At 71.2% G+C, this 21,217-nt stretch carries 13 protein-coding genes and 1 pseudogene; 10 read left to right on the top strand and 4 right to left on the bottom strand.

The genetic code is table 11. The features are described from left to right. On the top strand, positions 1 to 1,906 hold a 1,906-nt coding region (locus VFV89_RS21020; protein WP_329707934.1), incomplete at its 5' end, for a molybdopterin-containing oxidoreductase family protein. A gap of 379 nt (positions 1,907 to 2,285) precedes the next feature. Here the strand turns inward: VFV89_RS21020 and VFV89_RS21025 are convergent. Beyond that, positions 2,286 to 3,089, bottom strand: a pseudogene (locus VFV89_RS21025) (PPK2 family polyphosphate kinase); the annotation flags it as partial. Positions 3,090 to 3,136: 47 nt separating this feature from the next. Continuing rightward, complete coding sequence (locus tag VFV89_RS21030; protein ID WP_329707936.1) at positions 3,137 to 4,870, bottom strand: phospholipase D family protein; 1,734 nt, start codon at positions 4,868 to 4,870, stop codon at positions 3,137 to 3,139. Between the two features lie 88 nt (positions 4,871 to 4,958). On the opposite strand from VFV89_RS21030, the gene VFV89_RS21035 reads away from it, so the two are divergent. Genes VFV89_RS21035 through VFV89_RS21050 form a run of 4 tightly spaced genes read left to right on the top strand, consistent with a single transcriptional unit; the run spans position 4,959 to position 8,250 of the window. Next, positions 4,959 to 5,675: a phosphatase PAP2 family protein gene (locus tag VFV89_RS21035; RefSeq protein WP_329707937.1), complete on the top strand. Its 717-nt coding sequence runs from the start codon at positions 4,959 to 4,961 to the stop codon at positions 5,673 to 5,675. After that, positions 5,650 to 6,405, top strand: coding sequence for a phosphatase PAP2 family protein (locus VFV89_RS21040; RefSeq protein WP_329707938.1), 756 nt, complete (start codon positions 5,650 to 5,652; stop codon positions 6,403 to 6,405). The genes VFV89_RS21035 and VFV89_RS21040 overlap by 26 nt, the downstream gene beginning before the upstream one ends. A 54-nt stretch (positions 6,406 to 6,459) precedes the next feature. Then, positions 6,460 to 7,284 carry a DUF1206 domain-containing protein gene (locus VFV89_RS21045; RefSeq protein ID WP_329707939.1) on the top strand — a complete coding sequence of 275 codons (825 nt, stop codon included), beginning with the start codon at positions 6,460 to 6,462 and terminating at the stop codon, positions 7,282 to 7,284. A 30-nt stretch (positions 7,285 to 7,314) separates the two neighbouring features. Continuing rightward, positions 7,315 to 8,250 (top strand): diacylglycerol/lipid kinase family protein, encoded by a 936-nt coding sequence (locus VFV89_RS21050; protein WP_329707940.1) that lies wholly within the window; start codon positions 7,315 to 7,317, stop codon positions 8,248 to 8,250. Positions 8,251 to 8,260: 10 nt separating this feature from the next. On the opposite strand, the gene VFV89_RS21055 is transcribed toward VFV89_RS21050, so the two are convergent. After that, positions 8,261 to 13,789 carry a carboxyl transferase domain-containing protein gene (locus VFV89_RS21055; RefSeq protein WP_329707941.1) on the bottom strand — a complete coding sequence of 1,843 codons (5,529 nt, stop codon included), beginning with the start codon at positions 13,787 to 13,789 and terminating at the stop codon, positions 8,261 to 8,263. Between the two features lie 253 nt (positions 13,790 to 14,042). Between VFV89_RS21055 and boxB the strand changes: the two genes are divergently transcribed. Next, positions 14,043 to 15,521 carry a benzoyl-CoA 2,3-epoxidase subunit BoxB gene (gene boxB, locus VFV89_RS21060; RefSeq protein WP_329707942.1) on the top strand — a complete coding sequence of 493 codons (1,479 nt, stop codon included), beginning with the start codon at positions 14,043 to 14,045 and terminating at the stop codon, positions 15,519 to 15,521. A gap of 17 nt (positions 15,522 to 15,538) precedes the next feature. Here the strand turns inward: boxB and VFV89_RS21065 are convergent, their stop codons facing one another. Then, positions 15,539 to 16,372 carry a PaaX family transcriptional regulator C-terminal domain-containing protein gene (locus tag VFV89_RS21065; protein ID WP_329707943.1) on the bottom strand — a complete coding sequence of 278 codons (834 nt, stop codon included), beginning with the start codon at positions 16,370 to 16,372 and terminating at the stop codon, positions 15,539 to 15,541. A 122-nt stretch (positions 16,373 to 16,494) separates the two neighbouring features. Here VFV89_RS21065 and boxC point away from each other — a divergent pair, with 122 nt between their 5' ends. The 4 genes from boxC to VFV89_RS21085 are packed head-to-tail and all read left to right on the top strand — an operon-like array spanning position 16,495 to position 21,044. Continuing rightward, entirely contained in the window at positions 16,495 to 18,192 is a 1,698-nt protein-coding gene (boxC, locus tag VFV89_RS21070) for a 2,3-epoxybenzoyl-CoA dihydrolase (RefSeq protein WP_329707944.1), read from the top strand. Positions 18,193 to 18,196: 4 nt separating this feature from the next. After that, positions 18,197 to 19,786, top strand: coding sequence for a benzoate-CoA ligase family protein (locus VFV89_RS21075; RefSeq protein WP_329707945.1), 1,590 nt, complete (start codon positions 18,197 to 18,199; stop codon positions 19,784 to 19,786). Between the two features lie 34 nt (positions 19,787 to 19,820). Then, positions 19,821 to 20,150, top strand: coding sequence for a ferredoxin (fdxA, locus tag VFV89_RS21080; protein ID WP_329707946.1), 330 nt, complete (start codon positions 19,821 to 19,823; stop codon positions 20,148 to 20,150). Between the two features lie 6 nt (positions 20,151 to 20,156). Continuing rightward, complete coding sequence (locus VFV89_RS21085) at positions 20,157 to 21,044, top strand: amidohydrolase family protein (RefSeq protein ID WP_329707947.1); 888 nt, start codon at positions 20,157 to 20,159, stop codon at positions 21,042 to 21,044. Positions 21,045 to 21,217 lie beyond the last annotated feature (173 nt).

The following is a 21,217-nucleotide window of genomic DNA, read 5'->3' on the forward strand; positions in this document are numbered from 1 at the left end:
TGGCCCCGAGTCCGTGGCCTTCAGCTCGAGCTCGCCGTCCACCTCGGCGATCAGCGACGCGGTGGACTGGGTGCAGCGGCTGGTTCGTGCCTTCGGAAGCCCCAACTACGCCAACTACATGGAGCTGTGCGGCTGGGGTCGTTACCTCGCACCGCTCTACACCTTCGGGGCATCGGTCCCCGGCTCCTACTTGCCCGATCTCGAGAACGCCGGGTGCATCCTGTTCTGGGGGTACAACCCGTCCGTGGCGAGACTGGCGCACGCGACGAGCACTGTCGCAGCGGTCCGTCGAGGCGCCAAGCTGATCGTGGTTGACCCGCGAAAGGCGGGTCTGGCTGCCAGGGCCGACCACTGGCTGAGGGTGCGGCCCGGGACCGACGCCGCGCTCGCCCTCTCCATCACCCACGTGATGATCGAGAACGGCTGGTACGACGAAGACTTCGTTCGCGACTGGACCAACGCGGCAGACGTCGTCGACGGCGAGACCGTGTGGAGCCTCCTGAGGTCGCGTTGTGCCGAGTACGCACCGGAACGGGCCGAGGCGATCACCGGTGTTGCTGCGGCCGACATCGTTGCCACCGCGAGAACGATCTCGGACGCGCGGCCGCTCGCGTTCTACACGTGGAGCGGACTGGAGCAACATAGCGGCGCGACCCAGACCATCCGCGCCATCGACGTGCTCTACGCCCTGACCGGGTGCCTGGACGCCAAGGGAGGGAACGTGCTGTTCGAGGCGGTCCCGTCGAACCCGGTCGACGGTGGGGAGTTCCTCTCCGGAGCCCGGCCGCCGGCACTTGGCGTCGAGCGCCGTCCCCTCGGGCCGGCCAGGTTCGAGTTCGTGACCGGCGAGGACCTTTATGCGGCCGTCCTCGCTGGCCGAGTCCGAGCTCTGGTGGGTTTCGGTGGAAACCTGGTGATGGCGCACGCGGACAGCCTCCGGGGCCGCGAGGCACTGCGCAGCTTGGACTTCTTCGTCCAGGCGGAGCTGTTCATGACTCCGACGGCGGAGCTCGCGGACATCGTGCTTCCGGTCGCGACTCCCTTCGAGTCCGAGGCGCTCAAGATCGGCTTCGAGTACAGCCAGGAGGCGCAGTCACTGGTGCAGCTCCGCCGGCCCCTTGTCGCGCCGCGCGGAGAGGCGCGTTCTGATCTCCAGATCGTCTTCGACCTTGCTGTGCGACTCGGCCTCGGTGCCCACTTCTGGAACGGCGACATCGAAGCGGCGCTGCGCCATCAGCTCGCGCCGAGCGGGATAACCCTCGAAGACCTGCGGTCCCACCCGGAGGGTGTGCGCGTCCCGCTCACGACGCGCTACCGCAAGTACGTCGACTCGGGCTTCAGGACTCCGTCGCACAAGGTGGAGCTGTACTCCACCACGCTCGCCGCACACGGCCACGACCCACTGCCTGCGTTCGAGGAGCCAGCGATCAGCCCACGGTCTCGCCCCGACCTCGCTGACCGGTATCCCTTGGTCCTCAGCTGTGCGAAGTCGCTGTTCTTCTGCGAGACCCAGCACCGGCAGGTGGCCGCCCTGCGCAGGAGCGCACCCGACCCGCTGGTCGAGCTGCATCCGTCGACCGCCGAGGCCCGAGGCATCGCCGCAGGCGACTGGGTCTCGGTGGACACCCCTCGGGGCAGCATCCGTGCTCGGGCGAAGCTCAGCGCCAGCCTCGACCCGCACGTCGTCTTTGCGCAGCATGGCTGGTGGCAGGCCTGTGACGAGCTCGGGCTCCCGGCCTACCCGCCCTACGGTCCGGACAGCGCGAACCTCAACCTCGTGCTGTCCCAGACGCCCAGCGACCCCGTCAGCGGCAGCTCGCCCCTCCGAGCGAGCGTGTGCGAGATCTCGCTCCAGGCCGAGCAGTCCCACGCAGCTCGCAGCCGCCACAGGCAGGCGCGAGAGTAGGCGCCGAGGACTCGGTGTCGAGCCCTCGTTCCAAGGCTTGGCGTCTACACGCACCTCGCTCACCTGGACGACGGACCCAGCACACGAACTTCGCGTGCGGGACACCAGCCGATCAGCTCCGCTCGCGGCGTGCGTCGACGAGTGCGGCCTTCTGGTGGCGGGTCCGTTGCAGGTCGAGCATGGCGGCTGCCGACGAGGCCGCGGCCTCGGCTGTGCGCGCCTCTGTCTCCGCCTGGGCGATCGGATCGTCGTCGGCCACCTCCGCCAGCGCCCGGGCGGCCTCCTCGTGCACGCGGCGGTCGTCCTTCACTGCCTTCTTGACCTGTCGGGCGGTCTCCTTCAACGACTTGCGGAGCGCCCGGGTGGACATCGTGTCGGCGAGCTCCCGACGCTGGACCTCGGGGTCCCAGCGCACGGTCGGCCAGCTGGGATCCATCTCGATGAGCGTCTGGGTGAGAAGCTCGGTCGCCGCCAGGCGCGTGTACCACTTGTGATCGGCCGGGATGACGTACCACGGCGCGGCCGCGGTGGACGTACGCCGGAACACGTCGAGGTAGGCGTGCTGGTACTTGTCCCACTTGCGGCGGGTGGGCACGTCGTTCTTGCTGTACTTCCACCGCTTGTCGGGGCGATCGAGGCGCTTCATGAGCCGCAGGCCCTGCTCGTCGTGGCTGACCATGAGTCCGAGCTTGAGGACGGTGGTGCCGGAGTCGACGAGGTCGGCCTCGAAGTTGTTGATCTCGTCGTACCGCTTCTCCCAGACCTCCGGCGGGACCAGCTCGTCGACGCGAGCGACGAGCACGTCTTCGTAGTGAGATCGATCGAAGACGCCGATCGAGCCCGGCTCGGGCAGTGCCTTCTTGATCCGCCACAGGAAGTGGTGCTCGGCCTCCTCAGGGGTCGGTGCTCCGAAGGAGTGGAGTGCGACACCTTGAGGGTCCACCGTGCCCATCACGTGCCGCACGACTCCGCCCTTGCCGGCGGTGTCGAGGCCCTGCATGACGACGAGTAGCGAGCGGTTCCCGCCGGCCCGGCCTTCGGCGAAGAGACGCTCCTGGAGCTCGCTGAGGAGGGTGCCGCGAGCCTCGCAGAACCGCGTTGCCGCCTTCTTCCCGGAGCTCCATCCCGGGGTGGCGCCGCGGTCGAGTCGGTCGAGCTCGAAGCGCTCGTGGACTCCCAGCAGCTCGCGAGGATCCGCCGTCCAGTCGGAGCCGCCCTTGCTTCCCATCCTCAGCCGCCCTCTCCCGGGCGAGGTCGCCCGTCGGGGTCGAACACCAGGTCGTAGAGGCGCGGCGCCCACCGGAGCTGGGCACGGGTGAGCTCGGGCGGGGACAGGCGACGCAGCCGGCCAGGCGGGCGCTGCTGGCTGTGGTTCGCCGCAGCGAACGCGGTCGCCCGGTCGAGGACCCGCTGGCGCCGGGACGCGTGGCCCGGGATGCTGCGACTCACCGACTTCGGTACGGGGACCGGGCGCCGCGGCCGCTTGCCCGCCAACATCCCGCGCACCCCCGTGCGCCGGTCTCGTGCCCCTGCGCCGTACCACCCGTCGAGCGCGTCGGCGCAGGACACCATCGCATCGAACAGCTCGTGCGGATCCTCGGGTACGTCGACCGGGGCACAGCCGAGGTGCTCGGCGACGAGCGTGCGCAGCAACGTCCGCGGGAAGGAGTCGGCCGGAGCGGGTGCCCCGGCCTCGCCGCGATCATCCACGACGGCACACGCGATCTCGCTGTCGCTGGTCCACGAGCGCCGGTTCAGGTTGTCGGACCCGACGCTGGCCCAGCGATGGTCGATGATGCAGGTCTTGGAGTGCACGTAGACCGGCAGTCCTCTCTCGGTGGTCAGTCCGAACACGGCGACGCGATCCCCGCCGGCCTCCAGGATCTTCCGCATCGCCAGAGCCCGGCCGTAGAGCTGCGGCACCTCCACGGCCGCACCCTCCCGGTCCGGGACCATCGGCAACACGACGACCAGCCGGAGGTCGGGCTTCTCACGCAGCGCTCGAGCGAAGTGCTCGCCGACCTCCTCGGACCAGAGGTACTGGTCCTCGACGTAGACCAGCCGCTCCGCCTGGGCGATCGCCTTGATGTTGCCCAGCATCACCGAGCGCTCGCCCTCGGGGGCGAAGTCGTAGGACTTGGGGAAGATGCGCGGGAAGGTCCGGATGATCTGGACGACCTCGTGGCCCTCCGGCCGGGACGGCGGAGGCGGGGCCTGGTCACCGAGTGGTTCGGGGGAGAGGTCCTCGCGGTGCATGAAGCTCGACAGCAGGCGACCGGGGTTCACCGTCAACGGGGTGCTGTCCTCCCACCGCTCGCGGAACGTCGTCTCGACGTCGTGCACCGCCGGGCCCTGGATGGCGACCTGGACGTCGTGCCAGGCCGGGGTGGGGCCGTAGGCCCGCGCCATGTCGACGGTCTGACGGTCACCCTGGTGCTTGGCGTCGTCACGGCGGCCGTTGCACAGGTCGATGCCGCCGACGAAGGCGACGTCGCGATCGGGGTCCACCGCGTGCCGGATGACCACGAACTTCTGGTGGTGCGCCCCGCGGGTACGGACCCGCATGTCACGCAGGCACTGGCCGCCGGCCTCGCCGATCTCCTCACCCAGCTGACGGTGCCGGTGCGCACTGAAACCCAGCCGGTGCCAGTGCGACCGCCACAGCAACCCACGGACCTCGACGCCACGCCGCACGGCGTCGATCAGCGTGTTGTTGAGCGTCGACCGCGGGTCGTCGATCAGCTGCTGGTCAGGGTCGCCCTGCCAGTCCGCGAAGTAGAACCGGTCACCGGGGCCGAGCGCGCAGATGCACTCGTAGAGCTCCGCGAAGTAGTCGCGACCGTGGACCAGCGCCCGCACCGTGTTGCCGGTGCTCCACGCCGTCCCGTCGCCGCGGACCGCATCGATCGCAGTGTGCGGGTTCTCCCTCTCCTCGCTGACGAGGAGCCACTCCCTCACCTCCACGGCGCACATTCTGCTCACCGCGACCCGTCCGCAAACCGCCGTGCAACCGAATGTTTGAGGAATCAACCAAGTGCGCAAGATGCGGATCATGGGAGGGGCCCCGGCGCGCGCGCGACGACTGACGCGCGCCGTCGTCTACGCGATCGTCGTGACGATCCCGATCGCCCTCCTCGCCTACCTGGTGCGAACGCAGTTCGGTCCACTGATCGACCTGGACCAGCAGGTGAGCACCGCGGCGACGGACGTGACCCGGTCTCATGACGGGGTCCACTCGTTCGCGCAGTTGTGGGAACGGCTCAGCCAGCCCTGGGTGATGTACGCCGTGGTGGGCGTGCCGGCGTGCGTCTTCGCCTGGGCCCGGCTGCACCTGCGCTCCCGCGCGCTCTGGGCCCTCGCGACGATGGCGATCGGCTGGCTCATCGCGGTGCTGGTCAAACTGGCGGTGCAGCGCGCCCGGCCCGTGGTCGACGACCCGTTCGGGGTGCACCACGGCTACTCGTTCCCGTCGGGCCACGCCACCAACAACGCGATCGTCGTGACGGCCGTGCTCCTGCTGCTGTCTCCCGTGCTGGGCACGACCGCGCGGTGGGTGCTGTGTGCGCTCGGCGCCGCGTGGGTGCTCGTCACCTGTGCTGACCGGATCTTCATGGGTGCCCACTTCCTCTCAGACGTGACAGCCGGCGTGCTGCTCGGGGTCGGCCTCTGCGCCGCGTCGTACGCCGGCTACCAGGGCTGGAGCCCACCGACACCGATCGACACCGGCACGAAGGAGGCAGCTCATGAGGATGCTCACCAGGTGGCATGACGACCTGTCGCGACCGACGCCGAAGGAGGCCGCCCGCGACCTGGGGGTGCGCGTGCTCGCACCGCTCGTCGTGTGGTGGCTGGTCGTGCTGGCGCTCGGCTGGGCGCTCACCGATGGCCCGCTCCACGACTTCGGCATCTCCGAGGAGAAGATCAACGAGTCCCTGGCATCGTCCCGGACCTCGTTCCTGAACAACCTCACGCTGGTCTTCTCCTGGGTCGGCGCGACGGTCAGCATCATCGGCCTCTGCCTGCTCGTCCTGGTGCTCGTGTGGCGACACACCAGGCAGTGGTGGTACGCCGTCGTGCCCCTGATCGCGATCTCTGCCCAGGCGCTGGTCTTCTTCTTCACCACGCTGCTCATCGACCGGGAGCGGCCCGACGTCGAGAAGCTCGACAACTCGCCGCCGACCTCCAGCTTCCCGAGCGGCCACACCGGCGCTGCCACCGGCCTCTACTTCACGCTGGCGCTGATGGCACTTCGGATCCGGCAGCCCGCGCTCCGCGCGGTCGTCGTGACCGTGTGCCTGCTGGTGCCGTTCCTGGTCGGCACGGCTCGCATCTACCGCGGCATGCACCATCTCAGCGACGTCGCCGTTGCCATGGTCAACGGTCTGGTCGCGTGCCTGCTCGCCTGGCACTGGCTGCGCCGCGAGCCCGCTCGGGACGACGCGACACCGGCAGACGAGCGTGTCGCGTCGAGACCGCCGGCAGATCACAGCCTCGCGTAGGTATGGCTGCCGGCTGGGATGGGTATTGCCTAACCACCCCAAGGGGTGAGAGACGTGAGGGAGACCATGACGGACCAGAACATGTCGGTGACGGTGGCCCCCAGGACCACCTCCGCCAAGGGAGTTGCTGCCCGCGCCGGGGACAACCCCATCGTGGAGTGGGGCGCACGGCTGGGCTACGCAGCGAGCGGCGTGCTCCACCTGCTGCTCGCCTGGCTGACCGTGCAGATCGCGATCGGCGACGGCGCGCAGGCGAGCCAGTCGGGTGCGCTCGCCACGGTGACCCGCCAGCCGTTCGGGCAGGTCCTGCTCTGGCTGCTGGCGATCGGGTTCGCGCTGCTGGCGCTGTGGCAGGCCACCGAGCTGTTCACCGCGCGCAAGGCGTTCGACAAGGCCAAGGCAGCGGGCAAGGCAGTCATGTACGCCGCCCTCGCGTACACCGCGTTCGTCTTCGCCCTCGGTGGGCGCACGTCCAGCAACAAGCAGACCAAGGACTTCACCCGCACCCTGATGGAGGCGCCCGCGGGCCGGCTGCTGGTTGGTCTGGTCGGCCTCGGGATCATCGGCGTCGCGCTCTACCACGTCTACAAGGGCTGGAAGAAGAAGTTCCTCGGCGACCTCCAGGAGCATCCCGGCCGCTTTGCGGTGGGAGCCGCCCGGGTGGGCTACATAGGCAAGGGCATCGCGCTCAGCGCGGTCGGTGTCCTCTTCATCGCTGCTGCGGTCCAGCAACAGGTCGGCAAGGCCACCGGCCTCGACGGCGCGCTGAAGTCGCTACGCGACCTTCCGGCGGGCATGGTCATCCTGATCGTCATCGCGCTCGGCCTCGCCGCGTACGGCGTCTACTCCTTCGCCCGCGCCCGCTACGCGCGGGTCTGACCTGGCGAGGCTCGCGTGGAGAGGGAGAACGTGAAGAGGGAAGGCATCGCCGTCGTCGTCAACCCGACGAAGGTCGACGCCGACAAGGCTGGCGAGGTGCTGCGAGAGGTGGCCAGATCGGCCGGGGCGCCCGAGCCGACGATCGTGGAGACGACCGAGGACGACCCCGGATTCGGTCAGACGCGCGCTGCCGTCGATGCGGGTGCCTCGGTGGTGTGCGCCCTCGGCGGCGACGGGACGGTGCGTGCCGTGGCGCAGGAGCTGGTCGGCACCGGCGTGCCCCTGGGTCTGTTGCCCGGCGGCACCGGCAACCTGCTCGCCCGCAACCTCGGCGGCGTGCTCTCCTCCCTCGAGGAGGCCGCGTCGGTCGCGTTCACCGGTCGTGACCGGCGGATCGACGTCGGCTGGCTGGTCGTCGACCCGACGCCGGAGCAGCGCCGCGGCATACCGCAGGCGGCCACCAACGTCCATTCCTTCACGGTCATGGCAGGTGTCGGCTTCGACGCCCAGATGATGGCCGACGCCCCCGAAGGACTGAAGGGCAAGGTCGGCTGGGCGGCCTACGTCGCCAGTGGTGGCAAGCACCTCACCGACGCACCGTTCTCGCTCGACCTGACGATCGACCGCGGACCCGTCGTCACTCGGAAGACCCGCACCGTCGTGGTCGGGAACTGCGGCGCGCTGACCGGAGGCATGGTGCTGCTTCCCGACGCGCTGATCGATGACGGGCTCCTGGATGTTGCCACGGTCAGTCCCGAGAGCCTCACCCAGTGGATCGGCGTGGCGGCCCGGGTGTTGGCCAACCGAGACGACGGACCGGCGCTGGAACGCGGCAACGGCCGCGACATCACCGTGAGCGTCGACCCGCCGCAGCTGTGTGAGGTCGACGGAGACGTGCTCACCGAGGCGACGACACTTCGGTTCGTCGTCCAACCGAGCGCACTCGCGGTACGTGTGGGCCCGTAGGCGCCGCGACTCAGCCGAGCCCCTGCTCGATCGCCTCGATCACCCGCGGCCGGAGCCGCGCGACCGAGACCACCTCGTCGACCGAGCCGACCCGTACGGCGCGATGGATGTCGTGGACACCGTCGAACTCGGCGGCGACCTCGCTGATCTTCTCCGGCCGCACCTCCGCCCGGAGCTCCGCGAGCTCGACGACCAGACGGCTCCGGTCCGACTCGCTCGCTTCGGCGAGCCGGCTCTCGACCTCGCGGACGCGGGGGTCGGCCGAGGTCCGCTTCTCGACCTCGCCGGCGAACACGACCGCTGCCGCCGGGGCGCCGCCGATGACCGAGGCGTAGGACCCTTCGAGGGCGAGCACGGTCATGTTCGGGTTCAGGGCCTTGGAGAAGACCACGAACGCACCGCCGTGGTAGCGGGAGATGACGCAGAAGACGATCGGGCCCTCGAAGTTGACGATCGCGCGACCGATCTCGGCGCCGTACTCCAGCTGCAGGTTGCGCATCGAGTCCGGTGACCCGTCGAAGCCGGAGAGGTTGGCCAGCACCACGATCGGGCGGTTGCCGCTGGCGGCGTTGATGGCCCGGGCCGTCTTCTTCGACGAGCGGGGGAACAGGGTGCCCGCGGTGTAGGTGTCGGGTCCGTCGGTCGGGGGGAAGCCGCGCCGCGGCACCGGGCGCGACTCGATCCCGAGCAGGCACACCGGGTGGCCACCGAGGTGGGCGTCCTGCACCACCGCGGTCTCCGCGTCGGCCATCCCGGCCCAGCGCTCGAGGGGCACGTGGTCCTGGTCGGAGAGCGCGCGCATCACTGTGCGGATGTCGAAGGGCTTCTTGCGATCGGGGTTCGCGGTCGCGGAGAAGATCTCGCCGACGGTGGCGAAGTCGCTGCCTGCCACCTCGTGGGGGAAGGTCGAGATGTCGCGGTCGCTGGGGTCGCTCGTGGGGGCGCGTCGCGGCCGGGTCTCGCCGGGTACGACGTAGGTGTGGTCGTAGTGCCCCATCAGGACCTCGAACGCCCCGGCCAGGTCCGGCGCCCAGTACTGCGCCTGCCCGTTGGGACCCATCACGCGGTCGTAGCCGCCGATGCCGAAGTTGTCCTCCGCGGACACCCCGCCGGAGAAGTCCAGCGACTGCTTGCCGGTCAGCACCATCGCGCTGTCGGGCGTCATCACGAGGATGCCCTTGGTGTGCATGAGCATCGTGGCCTCGGCGTTCCAGTAGGGCTGGGCGCCGACGTTGATGCCCGCGACGACGACGTTGATCTCGCCGCCGGCCTGGGTGAAGCCGACGATCCTCTTGAGCGCGGCGGCGACCCAGTCCATGTTCTCCGTGCCGGAGTCCATCGAGATCCGGGCGCCCGCGGACAGCGCGTACCACTCCACCGGCACCTGCATCCGCTCCGCGAGGTCGATGGCGGCGATGATCCGGGTGCACTCCGGCTCCGAGACCGCGCCGAGCGCCTTCGTCGGGTCACCGCACAGCACCACCCGGGTCACGCCCTCCGGGTGCAGCGCGGTCGGCGTGGTGACCACGGCGACCAGGATGCCGGCCTTGTTCTGCCCCGGTGAGCGGTCGACGGGTACGAGCGCGCCCATGTCGTCGAGGTCGTACTCGACGAACCCGCCCTCCGGCCCGGTCAGCACGCTCGCGAGCTCGTAGGGGTAGACCAGCCCGCGGCGCCGGGCGCGGACGACCTTGCCGGCGTACTCGTCGAGCGGCTTGAGCCGCTCGGTCGGCGGCCCCTCGATCGACGCGGTGACGCCGGCGCCGGGGCGGGCGTGGAAGCGGATCGCGATGGGGGTGGGCTTGCCGTCGGGGCCGATCACCCGGCCCTGGGCGAGCACCTCCTCGATGCCGGCGCCGTCGGTGAGCGGGGTGATCTTGCTCTGGAGCGCGGTCAGCTGCTCGACGTCGGCCTCGACGATCGGCCAGACCTGGACCCACACGTGGTTGGTGTCGAGCCTGCTGCCGGCCGCGCCGCGCGAGGCGCGCACCCGGCGGATCGCCTCGAGACAGTTCTCCACCGCGCGCTCGGCGTGGGGCAGGCCGGTGACCCGACCCTCCTCGTCGCGGACGACCGCGAGCTGGCGGACCTGGGCCAGGGCCACCAGGCGGCGGTCCGCGGGGTTCTCCCGCGCCACGCACTCGTAGAGGAGCACGTCCTCGGGCGCCTCGATGCGGGTCACGTCGAAGTCGCGCAGCCGCCACAGGTCGAGCCGGCGGCCGACCATCGGATGCACGCCGCGGACCAGGTCGTCCTCGACGGTCCCGTCACCGGCCAGCGGACGGTAGGTGAAGTAGGTGACCGGCCGTCCCTCCCCGGGGCACACCGCCACCGCGACCCGGCGTACGTCGTGGGCGAAGGGCAGGCCGCCGACGATGCGCGCCAGCTCCTCGGTCGCCTGCTCCGGGGCGTCGGGGGCCTTCGGCCAGGACACGTAGAGGTCGAGCACGGCCTCGTGTCCGTCCGGGCGAGCCGCGACCTCGCTCCCGACCGCCGCGACCAGTGCGCTGCCGGGGTCGTCGAGCTCGCCGATCGTCGCCTCGGTCGAGACCACCCGGGTCGGGCGCTCGTCGAGGACGTAGTCGGCGACGGCGAAGGTACGCCGCTCGCGCACGAACGACCGCAGCCCGTGCAGGTCGTGCTCGCGGTAGTGGCGGCGCACGAGCACCTCGAGCATCGGTTCGTGCTCCGGGATGCCGGTCTCGAGCCGCTCGGCGAGGAAGCGCACGATCTGCTCGGGGATCGCGGCCAGCGCGTCCAGCCGTGCGGTGCGGTCGGGGCTGTCGGGGTCTGCCACCAGGGCCGCCACCTCGTCGCGCACCCCGGCCAGGACGCTGGAGCGCTCGGCGTCGACCAGCGGCTGGTCGAACCAGCGGAAGCGGGTGCTGCGCGCGAGGTCGCCGATCGCGGGGAACCGGAGCTGGGTGGACCGGACCAGCCGCTCGAGGAGCTCGCGCACCGGTCCGGCGAGCTCCTCCCTCGGCGGTGGCTCGGCGATCCAGCGCTGCAGGAGCTCGGTCGTCATCTGGACCTCGGGCGTGGTTCGCTGCTGGGCCAGGAAGATCCGGAACACCGCCTCCTCCAGCTGCGGTGTCCGGGTCCAGTCGGTCACGCCGTAGTGAGCGAGGACCCGGGCCAGCCGGTCGCGGAACTGCTCAGGGAGCCCGCCGCGGTCGACGTCCAGGCTCTGCAGGTAGGTGTGGAAGTGCTCCTTCGGGCTGTGCACCAGCAGCTCGGTGTGCAGGTCCTCGCCGGCCGGGCGGTTGCGGCTCAGCTCGGCGAAGTCGGCGAACCGGCCGAGCAGCTCGAGCTCGTCGGGGAGGACGTCCTCGCCGGCCGCGACCAGCTCGTCGCGGGCTCGCAGGTAGTCCTCGATCACCGAGCCGTTGGTCTGCGGGTCGACGTCGAAGCCCATCAGGATCGCCGCGAGGTCCTCGCGGCCGCGCGCGGCGCGCTGCCGCGCCGTCGAGCCCGACCCCGTCTCCGGCAGGTCGAGGTCGGGGCCGCCCCCCTCGTGCCTCGTCTCGTCGGCGGCCTCGTCCGCGTCCTGGTCGGCGACCGGCTCGAGGCGGACCAGGGGCGCACCGGTCTCGACCTGGCTCCCGGTCGCGGCCAGGAGCTCGCGCACCCGTCCGGCGAACGGCGAGCGCAGCACCGTCTCCATCTTCATGCTCTCCAGCACCAGCACCGGAGCCCCGGCCTCGACCAGGTCGCCGACGGCGACCGGCGAGGCGACCACGAGTGCGGGCGCCGGCGAGCGCAGCACGCCGCCCTCGTCGCGACTGACCCGGTGGGCGATGCCGTCGACCTCGATGAAGTGGACCGGCCCGTGGGTGGCGGCCACCAGGCGGTGCACCCGGTCACCGACCGTCAGCCTCGTGTGGAACTCGTCGAGCCGCTCGACGTCGACGTCCACCACCTGCGTGGTGTCGCCGGCGGCCACCGCCACCCGGAACCGGTGCGGCCCGGTCTGCAGCACGGTGACCTTGTAGGACGCCCCGCGCAGCTTGAAGTCGACCGCCCGGCCGACCTTGTGCTGCACCTGGGGCCGGCCGCCGTGGGCACTCTCGAGCAGCCGGGCGATCTCGACCTGCTCCTCGTCCTCGTAGGCCTCGATGCCGGCCGCCACGACCGCGATGCCGGAGTGCTCGTGGACGACGAGCCGCCCCTCGCCGCGGGCCCGGTCGATCCATGCCGTGTCGGCCCAGCCGGCCTTGCCGTCGACCACCTCGGACTGGTCGAGGAGGTCGAGGATGAAGCTCTTGTTGGTCGCGCCGCCCTCGATCACCACGCTGGTCTCGGCCATCGCGCGGCGGAGCCGGGCCAGCGCCTCCTCGCGGGTGCGGCCGTAGGCGATGATCTTGGCGATCATCGAGTCGAAGTCGGCCGGGATCGTGTCGCCCTCGGCGACGCCGGTGTCGACCCGGATGCCGGGCCCGGACGGCAGGTCGAGCAGCACGATCCGGCCGGGAGAGGGCGCGAAGTCCCGGTCGGGGTCCTCGGCGTTCAGCCGGGCCTCCACGGCGTGCCCCTTCTCGGGCGGCTTCGGACCCTCGAGCCGGCCGCCGGCCGCGACGTGCAGCTGGGCCTTGACCAGGTCGAGGTCGGTGGTCACCTCGGTGATCGGGTGCTCGACCTGGAGGCGGGTGTTGACCTCGAGGAAGGCGAACGACCGCTCCTCGGGGTGGTAGAGGAACTCGACGGTCCCGGCGCCGACATAGCCCACCGCGAGCGCCAGCCGCTCGGCGGAGCCCTTGAGCTCGTCGGTCTGGCCCGCGTCGAGGAGCGGGGACGCCGACTCCTCGATCACCTTTTGGTTGCGCCTCTGCACGCTGCAGTCGCGGACGCCGACCGCCCACGCCGTGCCGTGCGCGTCGGCGATCAGCTGGACCTCGACGTGGCGGGCCCCGGTCACCAGCCGCTCGAGGAACACGACCCCGCTGCCGAAGGCCCGCTCGGCCTCGTCGCGGGTGCGCTGGTAGGCGTCCTCGAGCTCGGCGGCGGAGTCGACCCGCCGGATGCCGCGGCCGCCCCCGCCCGCCGTGGCCTTGAGCATGAGCGGGTAGCCGATGCGGTCGGCCGCGGCCAGCGCGTCGGCGAGCGTGTCGACGCCGCCTCCGCTCCAGGGTGCGACCGGCACCCCGACCTCCTCGGCGATGAGCTTCGAGCCGATCTTGTCGCCCAGCCGGCGCATCGCCTCGGCGCTCGGGCCGATGAAGGTCATGCCGAGCCGCGCGCACAGGTCGGCGAAGGCTGGGTCCTCCGCGACGAAGCCCCACCCGACCCAGACCGCGTCCGCGCGGCACTCGACCAGGGCGCGCTCGAGGACGGCCAGGTCGATGTAGGGCCGCGCCGAGGCGGGACCCAGCGGGTAGGCCTCGTCGGCCTCCCGCGCGAACATCGCTGTTCGTTCCTCGTCGGTGTGGAGCGCGATGGTGCGGATCGGCTCCGCACCATCCTGTGCGTTCAGGTCGCGGACGGCGTGGATCAGCCTCATCGCGGCCTCGCCGCGGTTGACGATCGCAACTCGAGAAAACACCCGTGACCCTCCAGCCCGGACGGGTCACGCTCGGAACCCGTCGTCACGACACTCGCACGTCGGCGAACCTACGTGCGAGTCACATCGGTGGCTGTCACTGACGAGGGCCGGGTCGGCGAGGTCGCCCGGCCGCCCCGTACGGCGGGAATCATTAGACACTCGCTTGGCAAGATCGCAGCAGGAGTGTAGAAGGTATGGGAGGCCAGCCGGACTCAGACCGCCCTGGTCAGACCGCTCTGGGAGGAGCAAGCCGATGACCGCAGGCGAGCGCACCGGACCAGCCCCGGCACCGACCGGCCCGCTGAGCACGATCGACTACAGCGAGCGGATCCCCAACAACGTCGACCTCGCCGAGGACCGCCGCCTGCAGCGCGCCCTCGAGGGGTGGCAGCCCAAGTTCCTCGACTGGTGGAAGACCCTCGGGCCGGCGCTGCCGACCAAGGACGTCTACCTGCGCACCGCGATCGCGGTCGGCCGCGACGGCTGGGCCCACTTCGCCCACGTGCCGATGGAGGAGTACCGCTGGGGCATCTTCCTCGCCGAGCGCGACCCCGACCGCACGGTGAGCTTCGGCAAGCACAAGGGCGAGCCGGTCTGGCAGGAGGTGCCGGGCGAGCACCGCGCGGACCTGCTGCGGCTGATCGTCGTCCAGGGCGACACCGAGCCCGCGTCGGTCGAGCAGCAGCGGGTCCTCGGCAACACGGCGCCGAGCATCTACGACCTGCGCAACCTGTTCCAGGTCAACGTCGAGGAGGGGCGCCACCTCTGGGCGATGGTCTACCTGCTGCACGCCTTCTTCGGCCGCGAGGGCCGCGAGGAGGCAGAGCAGCTGCTCAAGCGCAACTCGGGTGACATCGACGCGCCGCGCATCCTCGGCGCGTTCAACGAGCAGACGACCGACTGGCTGCAGTTCTTCATGTTCACCTACTTCACCGACCGCGACGGGAAGTACCAGCTCGGCACCCTCAAGGAGTCGGCGTTCGACCCGCTGGCGCGCACCTGCGAGTTCATGCTCAAGGAAGAGGCGCACCACATGTTCGTCGGCACCACCGGGGTGCAGCGCACCGTCGAGCGGACCGCGCAGGCGATGAGTGAGAACGGCGGATGGGCCGGCTTCGAGGACGGCGTCATCCCGCTCGACGTCATCCAGAAGTACCTCAACTTCCAGTACTCGGTCTCGATGGACCTCTTCGGCTCCGAGCAGTCCACCAACGCCGGCAACTACTACAGCTCCGGGCTCAAGGGCCGCTGGCAGGAGACCCGGCGCAAGGACGACCACGTCCTGCTCGACGACACGCGCGCGATGAGCTACGTCGAGGACGGCGAGATCAGGCAGCAGGAGGTGCCGATGCTCAGCGCACTCAACCTCGACCTGCGCGACGAGTACGCCGCCGACTGCGCCAACGGCGTGCGCCGCTGGAACCAGGAGCTCGAGCAGGCCGGGCTCGAGGCTCGGCTGACGCTGCCGCACGAGGGCTTCAACCGCAAGGTCGGCGTCTACGCCGGGCACCGCATCAGCCCGGGCGGGGAGGTGCTCGACGAGGCGACGTGGGAGGCGCGGGCCGCCGAGTGGCTGCCGACGCCCGAGGACCGAGCGCGGGTCGCCGAGATCATGGTCCCGGAGTACGAGTACGGCAGGTTTGCCAGCTGGATCGCCCCGCCCAAGACCGGCATCAACGACCAGCCGGTCGAGTTCGACTACGTCCACCTCGCCGAAGAGGGGATCGCCTGACCGGGCCGACCGCGCCGTCAGCTCCGGTCCGACGCCTCGCGCTGCAGCCGGTCCCACTCCTGCTGGGCCCGGCGATGCCACAGCGCGTGCCGGTCGTGGAAGACCGCGGCCGCCCGGTGGCCCGGCCACGCGTGGTCCAGCAGCTCGCGGGGGAGGTCGGGGTCGAGCGACGGGAACCGGCGCCACTCCTGGACGAGCTCGACCTGTGCCGCGAACGCCTCGCCGGCCGACCCGGCGCGGCGGCCCTCGAAGGCGTCGAGGAACCTCAGGTAGCGCTTCTCGACGTCCTCGAGGTCCCAGGCGGCCTCGACCAGCCGGCTCTCCTCGCCGATCCCGGCGGTGGGACCGACCCACGCGAAGGACTGCCCCTCGAGGCCCAGGTCGACGACGACCCGGTGGACCTCGTCGGCCTTGTCGACGTTGGGCGAGATCCACAGGCCGGAGTACGGCGAGCCGAGCCCCAGCCAGGTCAGCTGGGTCCGGAGGCGGTGCCGGAGCCGGCGCTGGCTCTCGGGGATCGACACCGTCAGCACCAGCCAGCGCCCGTCCCAGGCGTGCGGCTGGCGCATGAAGCCGTAGATGCGCGCGGTGCCCTCGGTCAGCAGCCGGGTGCCGTGCTCGGTCAGCTCCCAGGCCGTGCGCCGGCCGTGCCGTGCCGAGCTGAGCAGCCCCTCCGCGCTGGTCCGGGCGAGCGCCTGGCGCGCGGCCCGTTGCTCGACCTCGAGCCGGCCGAGCGCGTCGAGGACGGTCGCCGTCCAGACCGGCTCGCCGCGCGGCAGGGCGAACTCCCCGAGCACCGTCAGGAGCAGCGACCGGGCGCTCGCGGACCCGATCTCGCGCCGGCGGCTCACCGGGCGTCCCTCGCTCGCGGGCACAGCCAAGTTATTCCACAGACCGTTGACGTAGTGCAATGTCTCTGTAGAGTGTCCGAACGGGCCAGACGTCTCGAGCCTCGAGGAAGAGGTGACCCACGATGACCGCCGTCCAGCACGCCGAGGTGGGCCAGGCAGCTCCTCCGGTGGTCGACTTCGACACCCACCCGGACCGCTACCGCCACTGGAGGCTCTCGGTCGACGGAGAGATCGCCACGGTGACCCTCGAGGTCGACGAGCACGGCGGGCTCGTGCCCGGCTATGAGCTGAAGAGCAACTCCTACGACCTCGGGGTCGACATCGAGCTCCACGACGCGGTGCAGCGGCTCCGGTTCGAGCATCCCGAGGTCAAGGCGGTGGTCATGACCGGCGGCCTCGACCGGATGTTCTGCGCCGGGGCCAACATCCGGATGCTCGCCCGGTCCAGCCACGAGTGGAAGGTGAACTTCTGCAAGTTCACCAACGAGACCCGCAACGGCATCGAGGACGCCACCGGGAGCAGCGGGCAGACCTGGATCGCAGCGCTCAACGGGACCGCGGCCGGCGGCGGCTACGAGCTCGCCCTCGCCTGTGACGAGATCGTCCTCGTCGACGACGGCTCCTCGACGGTGTCGCTGCCCGAGGTGCCGCTGCTCGGCGTACTACCCGGCACCGGTGGCCTGACCCGCGTGGTCGACAAACGCCGCGTCCGCAGGGACCGCGCCGACCTGTTCGCGACCAGGCCCGAGGGCTACCGAGGTGACACCGCGCTGAGGTGGGGGCTGGTCGACGCCACGGTCCCCAAGCGCGACTGGGAGGAGCAGATCGGCGCCCGCGCGCGGCGTGCCGCCGCCCGCTCCACGCGCCGTGGTGACCACGGGGTGGAGCTCACGCCCCTCGACCGCTCGGTCGACGGCGACGTCATCAGCTATCCCTACCTCACGGCCGTCGTCGACCGCACCGCTCGCCGGGTCGACATCACCGTCGACGGACCGGACGGCCCCCCGCCCGCCGACGCCGCCGGCGTCCTCCGGGAGGGCGTCGGCTACTGGCCCCTGGCGCTCACCCGCGCCCTCGACGACCTGGTGCTGCGGCTGCGGACCAACGAGCCCGAGCTCGGCACGTGGGTGTTCCGCAGCAAGGGTGACCTCGACCTGGTCCTGGCCCACGACGCGCAGCTGCGCGAGCTGGCCGACGACTGGTTCGTCAACGAGGTGACCCACTTCCACAAGCGGCTCCTGAAGCGCCTCGACGTCACCAGCCGCAGCCTCGTCTCGGTCATCGAGCCGGGCAGCTGCTTCGCCGGCCTGCTCCTCGAGATCCCGCTCGCCTCGGACCGCCAGTACATGCTCGACGGCGTCTACGAGGACGTCGACCCCGACGCCACGCCCGCCCGCGTCGTGCTCACCGAGTCCAACGACGGGAGCTTCCCCATGGGCAACGGCATCAGCAGGCTGGCCAGCAGGTTCTGGGGACGCGACGACGACCTCGCCACCGCGAGGGCAACGCTGGGGGAGCCCCTGGACGCCGTCGCCGCCGAGGCGGCCGGGCTCGTGACGATGGCGCTGGACGACATCGATTTCGAGGACGAGCTGCGCATCGTCCTGGAGGAGCGCGCCTCGCTCTCCCCCGACGCCCTGACCGGCATGGAGGCCAACCTCCGCTTCGTGGGGCCGGAGACCATGGAGACCAAGATCTTCGGTCGGCTGACCGCGTGGCAGAACTGGGTCTTCAACCGCCCCAACGCCTCCGGCCCCGACGGTGCGCTCAGACGCTTCGGCACCGGACAGCGCGGCAGCTACGACTACACGAGGGTGTGAGGCGATGGCCGAACAGTTCAACGCGGCGGCCTACCTCCTGCACCGGCACCTCGACGAGGGGCTCGGCGACAGGGTCGCGGTCCGCGGCAGCACGTCCCAGGTGACCTACGCCGAGCTGAGCACGCTGGTCCGCCAGGTCGGCGCGGCCTACCGCGCACTGGGCCTCCACCGCGACGACCGCGTGGTCCTGGTCGCCTCCGACGACGTGCCGATGCTGGCCTCGATCCTGGCGGCCTTCCACGCCGGCCTGGTCGCCGTCCCCGTCTCGACGATGTTCACCGGCGGCGAGCTGGGCGCGATCATCGCCGACTCCGGTGCCCGGCTGGTGGTCTGCACCGAGGAGTTCACCACCGCCGTCGCCGACGGCCTGGAGGCCGCGCCCGACGTCGAGCTCGTCGTCACCGTGGGCGAGCCGGGCCCGCTCGCGGGCCGGCCGGGCCGCACCGTGCACGGGTGGGACGCCTTCGTGGCGATCGGCGCGGCGTCGTACGCCGCCGACGAGGGCAACGGTGCTCCGGCCGGCACCGACGAGGACGGCTGGGCCCTGTGGCTCTACACCTCGGGGACCACCGGGCTGCCCAAGGCGGCGATGCACCGGCACGCCAACATCCGTCACGTGTGCGAGACCTACGCACACCAGGTCCTCGGCATCAGGCCCGACGACACCACCTTCTCGGTCGCCAAGCTCTTCTTCGCCTACGGGATCGGCAACTCGCTGTTCTTCCCGTTCTCCGTCGGCGCCACCACTGCCCTCGAGCCGCGCCGGCCCACCCCCCAGGTCGTGCGCGAGCGGATGGAACGCGACCGGCCCACGCTGTTCTTCGCCGTCCCGACCTTCTACGCGGCGCTGGTCGCCAGCGACCTCCCGGACGACACCTTCGCGTCGGTGCGCTGGTGCGCCAGTGCGGGCGAGCCGCTCCCGGCGCCGCTGCAGAAGAGGTTCACCGACCGGTTCGGCGTCGAGATCCTCGACGGGATCGGGTCGACCGAGGCGCTGCACATCTTCCTGTCCAACAGCCCGGGCGACATCAGGCCCGGCACCACCGGCCGGCCGGTCCCGGGCTACGACATCGAGGTCCGCGACGAGTCGGGCGCCGTGGCCGCACCCGGCCAGCCGGGCGCGCTGCACGTGCGCGGCGAGTCCATCGCGCTCGGCTACTGGCGGCGTACCGACGCGACCCGGCAGGTGTTCCAGGGGCAGTGGCTGAGCACCGGCGACACCTACGTCCGCGACGAGGACGGCTACTTCCGATGCCTCGGGCGCAACAGCGACATGCTCAAGGCGGGCGGGATGTGGGTCTCGCCCGCCGAGGTCGAGAGCCGGCTCCTCGAGCACCCCGCGGTCCGGGAGGCGGCCGTGGTCGGCCTGGCCGACGCCGACGGCATCGACAAGCCCGTGGCGGTCGTGGTCGGAGACGGTGCCAGCGCGGAGGAGCTCGTGGCCTGGTGCCGCGACGGGCTGGCCCACTTCAAGGCGCCTCGCCAGGTGGTCTTCGTCGACGACCTGCCCAAGACCGCGACCGGCAAGCTCCAGCGCTTCAAGGTGCGCGCCTTCCTGGCCGCGGCACCGGCGACAGGGCCGCTGACCCACTAGCAGGCCCACGAGCAGGGCGGAGAGGAGAGGCTGCGTGCCGTACGTCATCGCGAGCCCGTGCATCGACACGATGGACCGCAGCTGTGTCGAGGAGTGTCCTGTCGACTGCATCTACGAGGGCGCCCGCAAGCTCTACATCAACCCGATGGAGTGCATCGACTGCGGAGCGTGCGAGCCGGTGTGTCCCGTCGAGGCCATCAGCCAGGACCGGCGCGTCGCTGACGGGGACGAGGCGCACGTCGCCGACAACCTCGCGTTCTTCGACCAGGTCCTCGCCGGACGCGACGCACCGCTCGGCGTGCCCGGCGGCGCGCACCGGACCGGCAAGATCGGGGTCGACACCCCGCTCGTGGCGGAGCTCTGAACGGCCGTGCTCGACGGCCACGTCCTCGTCGACGCCCACACGCACGTCCCGGTGCTGGGGTCGCTGAAGCCTGCCTGGATCCAGTGGGCCAAGGAGTTCGGGCCCGACGGAGTCCTGGAGCGCTTCTGGGACGCGGACGGCGTCCCGCGGCCCGCCGCGCTCGACGAGCACTTCGAGGACCAGGGCGTCGACGCCGTCCTGCTGTTCTGTGAGTACAGCCCGAAGGCCACCGGCTACCAGCTCTTCGACGACCTGCTGCCGATCGTCGAGCACAACCCGGCGCGGTTCCGCCCGGTCGCGAACGTGAACCCGCACCTGCACTTCCCGATCGGCGCGGAGGTCAGCCGGCAGCTCGACCACGGTGCCGCGGCGCTCAAGCTCCACCCGGTTCACGGCGGCTTCCGCTGCGACGACGCTGCCCTCTACCCGGCCTTCCAGGTCCTGGTCGAGCGGGGTGTCCCGCTCGTCGTGCACTGCGGCACCAGCAGCTTCCCGGGCTCGGCGAACGAGCTGGCCGACCCGGCCCTCCTCCTGCCGGTCCTGCGTGACTTCCCGGAGCTCGACGTCGTGCTCGCCCACGGTGGCCGCGGCTGGTGGTACGACGCGGCGGCGTTCCTGTCGCTCAGCAACCCGCACGTGTGGATCGAGCTGTCCGGCCTGCCGCCCAAGCGCCTTCCCGACTACTTCAGCAGCTTCGACCTCGGCCGCCTCGCGCGCCGGTGGATCTTCGCCACCGACTGGCCCGGGGTCCCCGGCACCGCCGCCAACGCGCGCGCCGTTGTCGACCTCGGTCTCGACGACGACCTGGCCGGCCGGGTCCTCGGCGGCAACGCCCTCGACATCTACGCCGGCCTCGGCCACCTCCGTCCCGCGCCAGGAGCACGGGGGTCCTGACGCCGGGCCCACCATCGCACGCGGGCATGTAACAGGCGGGCCGCCTGCCTCGTCTCGTCAATGACCCGTCGGCACCGGCCGGCGCCGGACCGAGGAGAGGTCGGCGATGCACCCCGACGACAGGACGCACCGCGTCGTTCCCGCACCCGAGGAGCGCACGCCAGGCATGGAAC

Origin of the sequence: Nocardioides sp., assembly GCF_036274455.1 — a bacterium.
Taxonomy (GTDB): Bacteria; Actinomycetota; Actinomycetes; order Propionibacteriales; family Nocardioidaceae; genus Nocardioides.

Coding starts and splice junctions, on each gene's coding strand:
- boxB (WP_329707942.1), top strand. CDS start 14,043: ATGACCGCAGGCGAGCGCACCGGACCAGCCCCGGCACCGACCGGCCCG.
- boxC (WP_329707944.1), top strand. CDS start 16,495: ATGACCGCCGTCCAGCACGCCGAGGTGGGCCAGGCAGCTCCTCCGGTG.
- VFV89_RS21035 (WP_329707937.1), top strand. CDS start 4,959: ATGGGAGGGGCCCCGGCGCGCGCGCGACGACTGACGCGCGCCGTCGTC.
- VFV89_RS21040 (WP_329707938.1), top strand. CDS start 5,650: ATGAGGATGCTCACCAGGTGGCATGACGACCTGTCGCGACCGACGCCG.
- VFV89_RS21075 (WP_329707945.1), top strand. CDS start 18,197: ATGGCCGAACAGTTCAACGCGGCGGCCTACCTCCTGCACCGGCACCTC.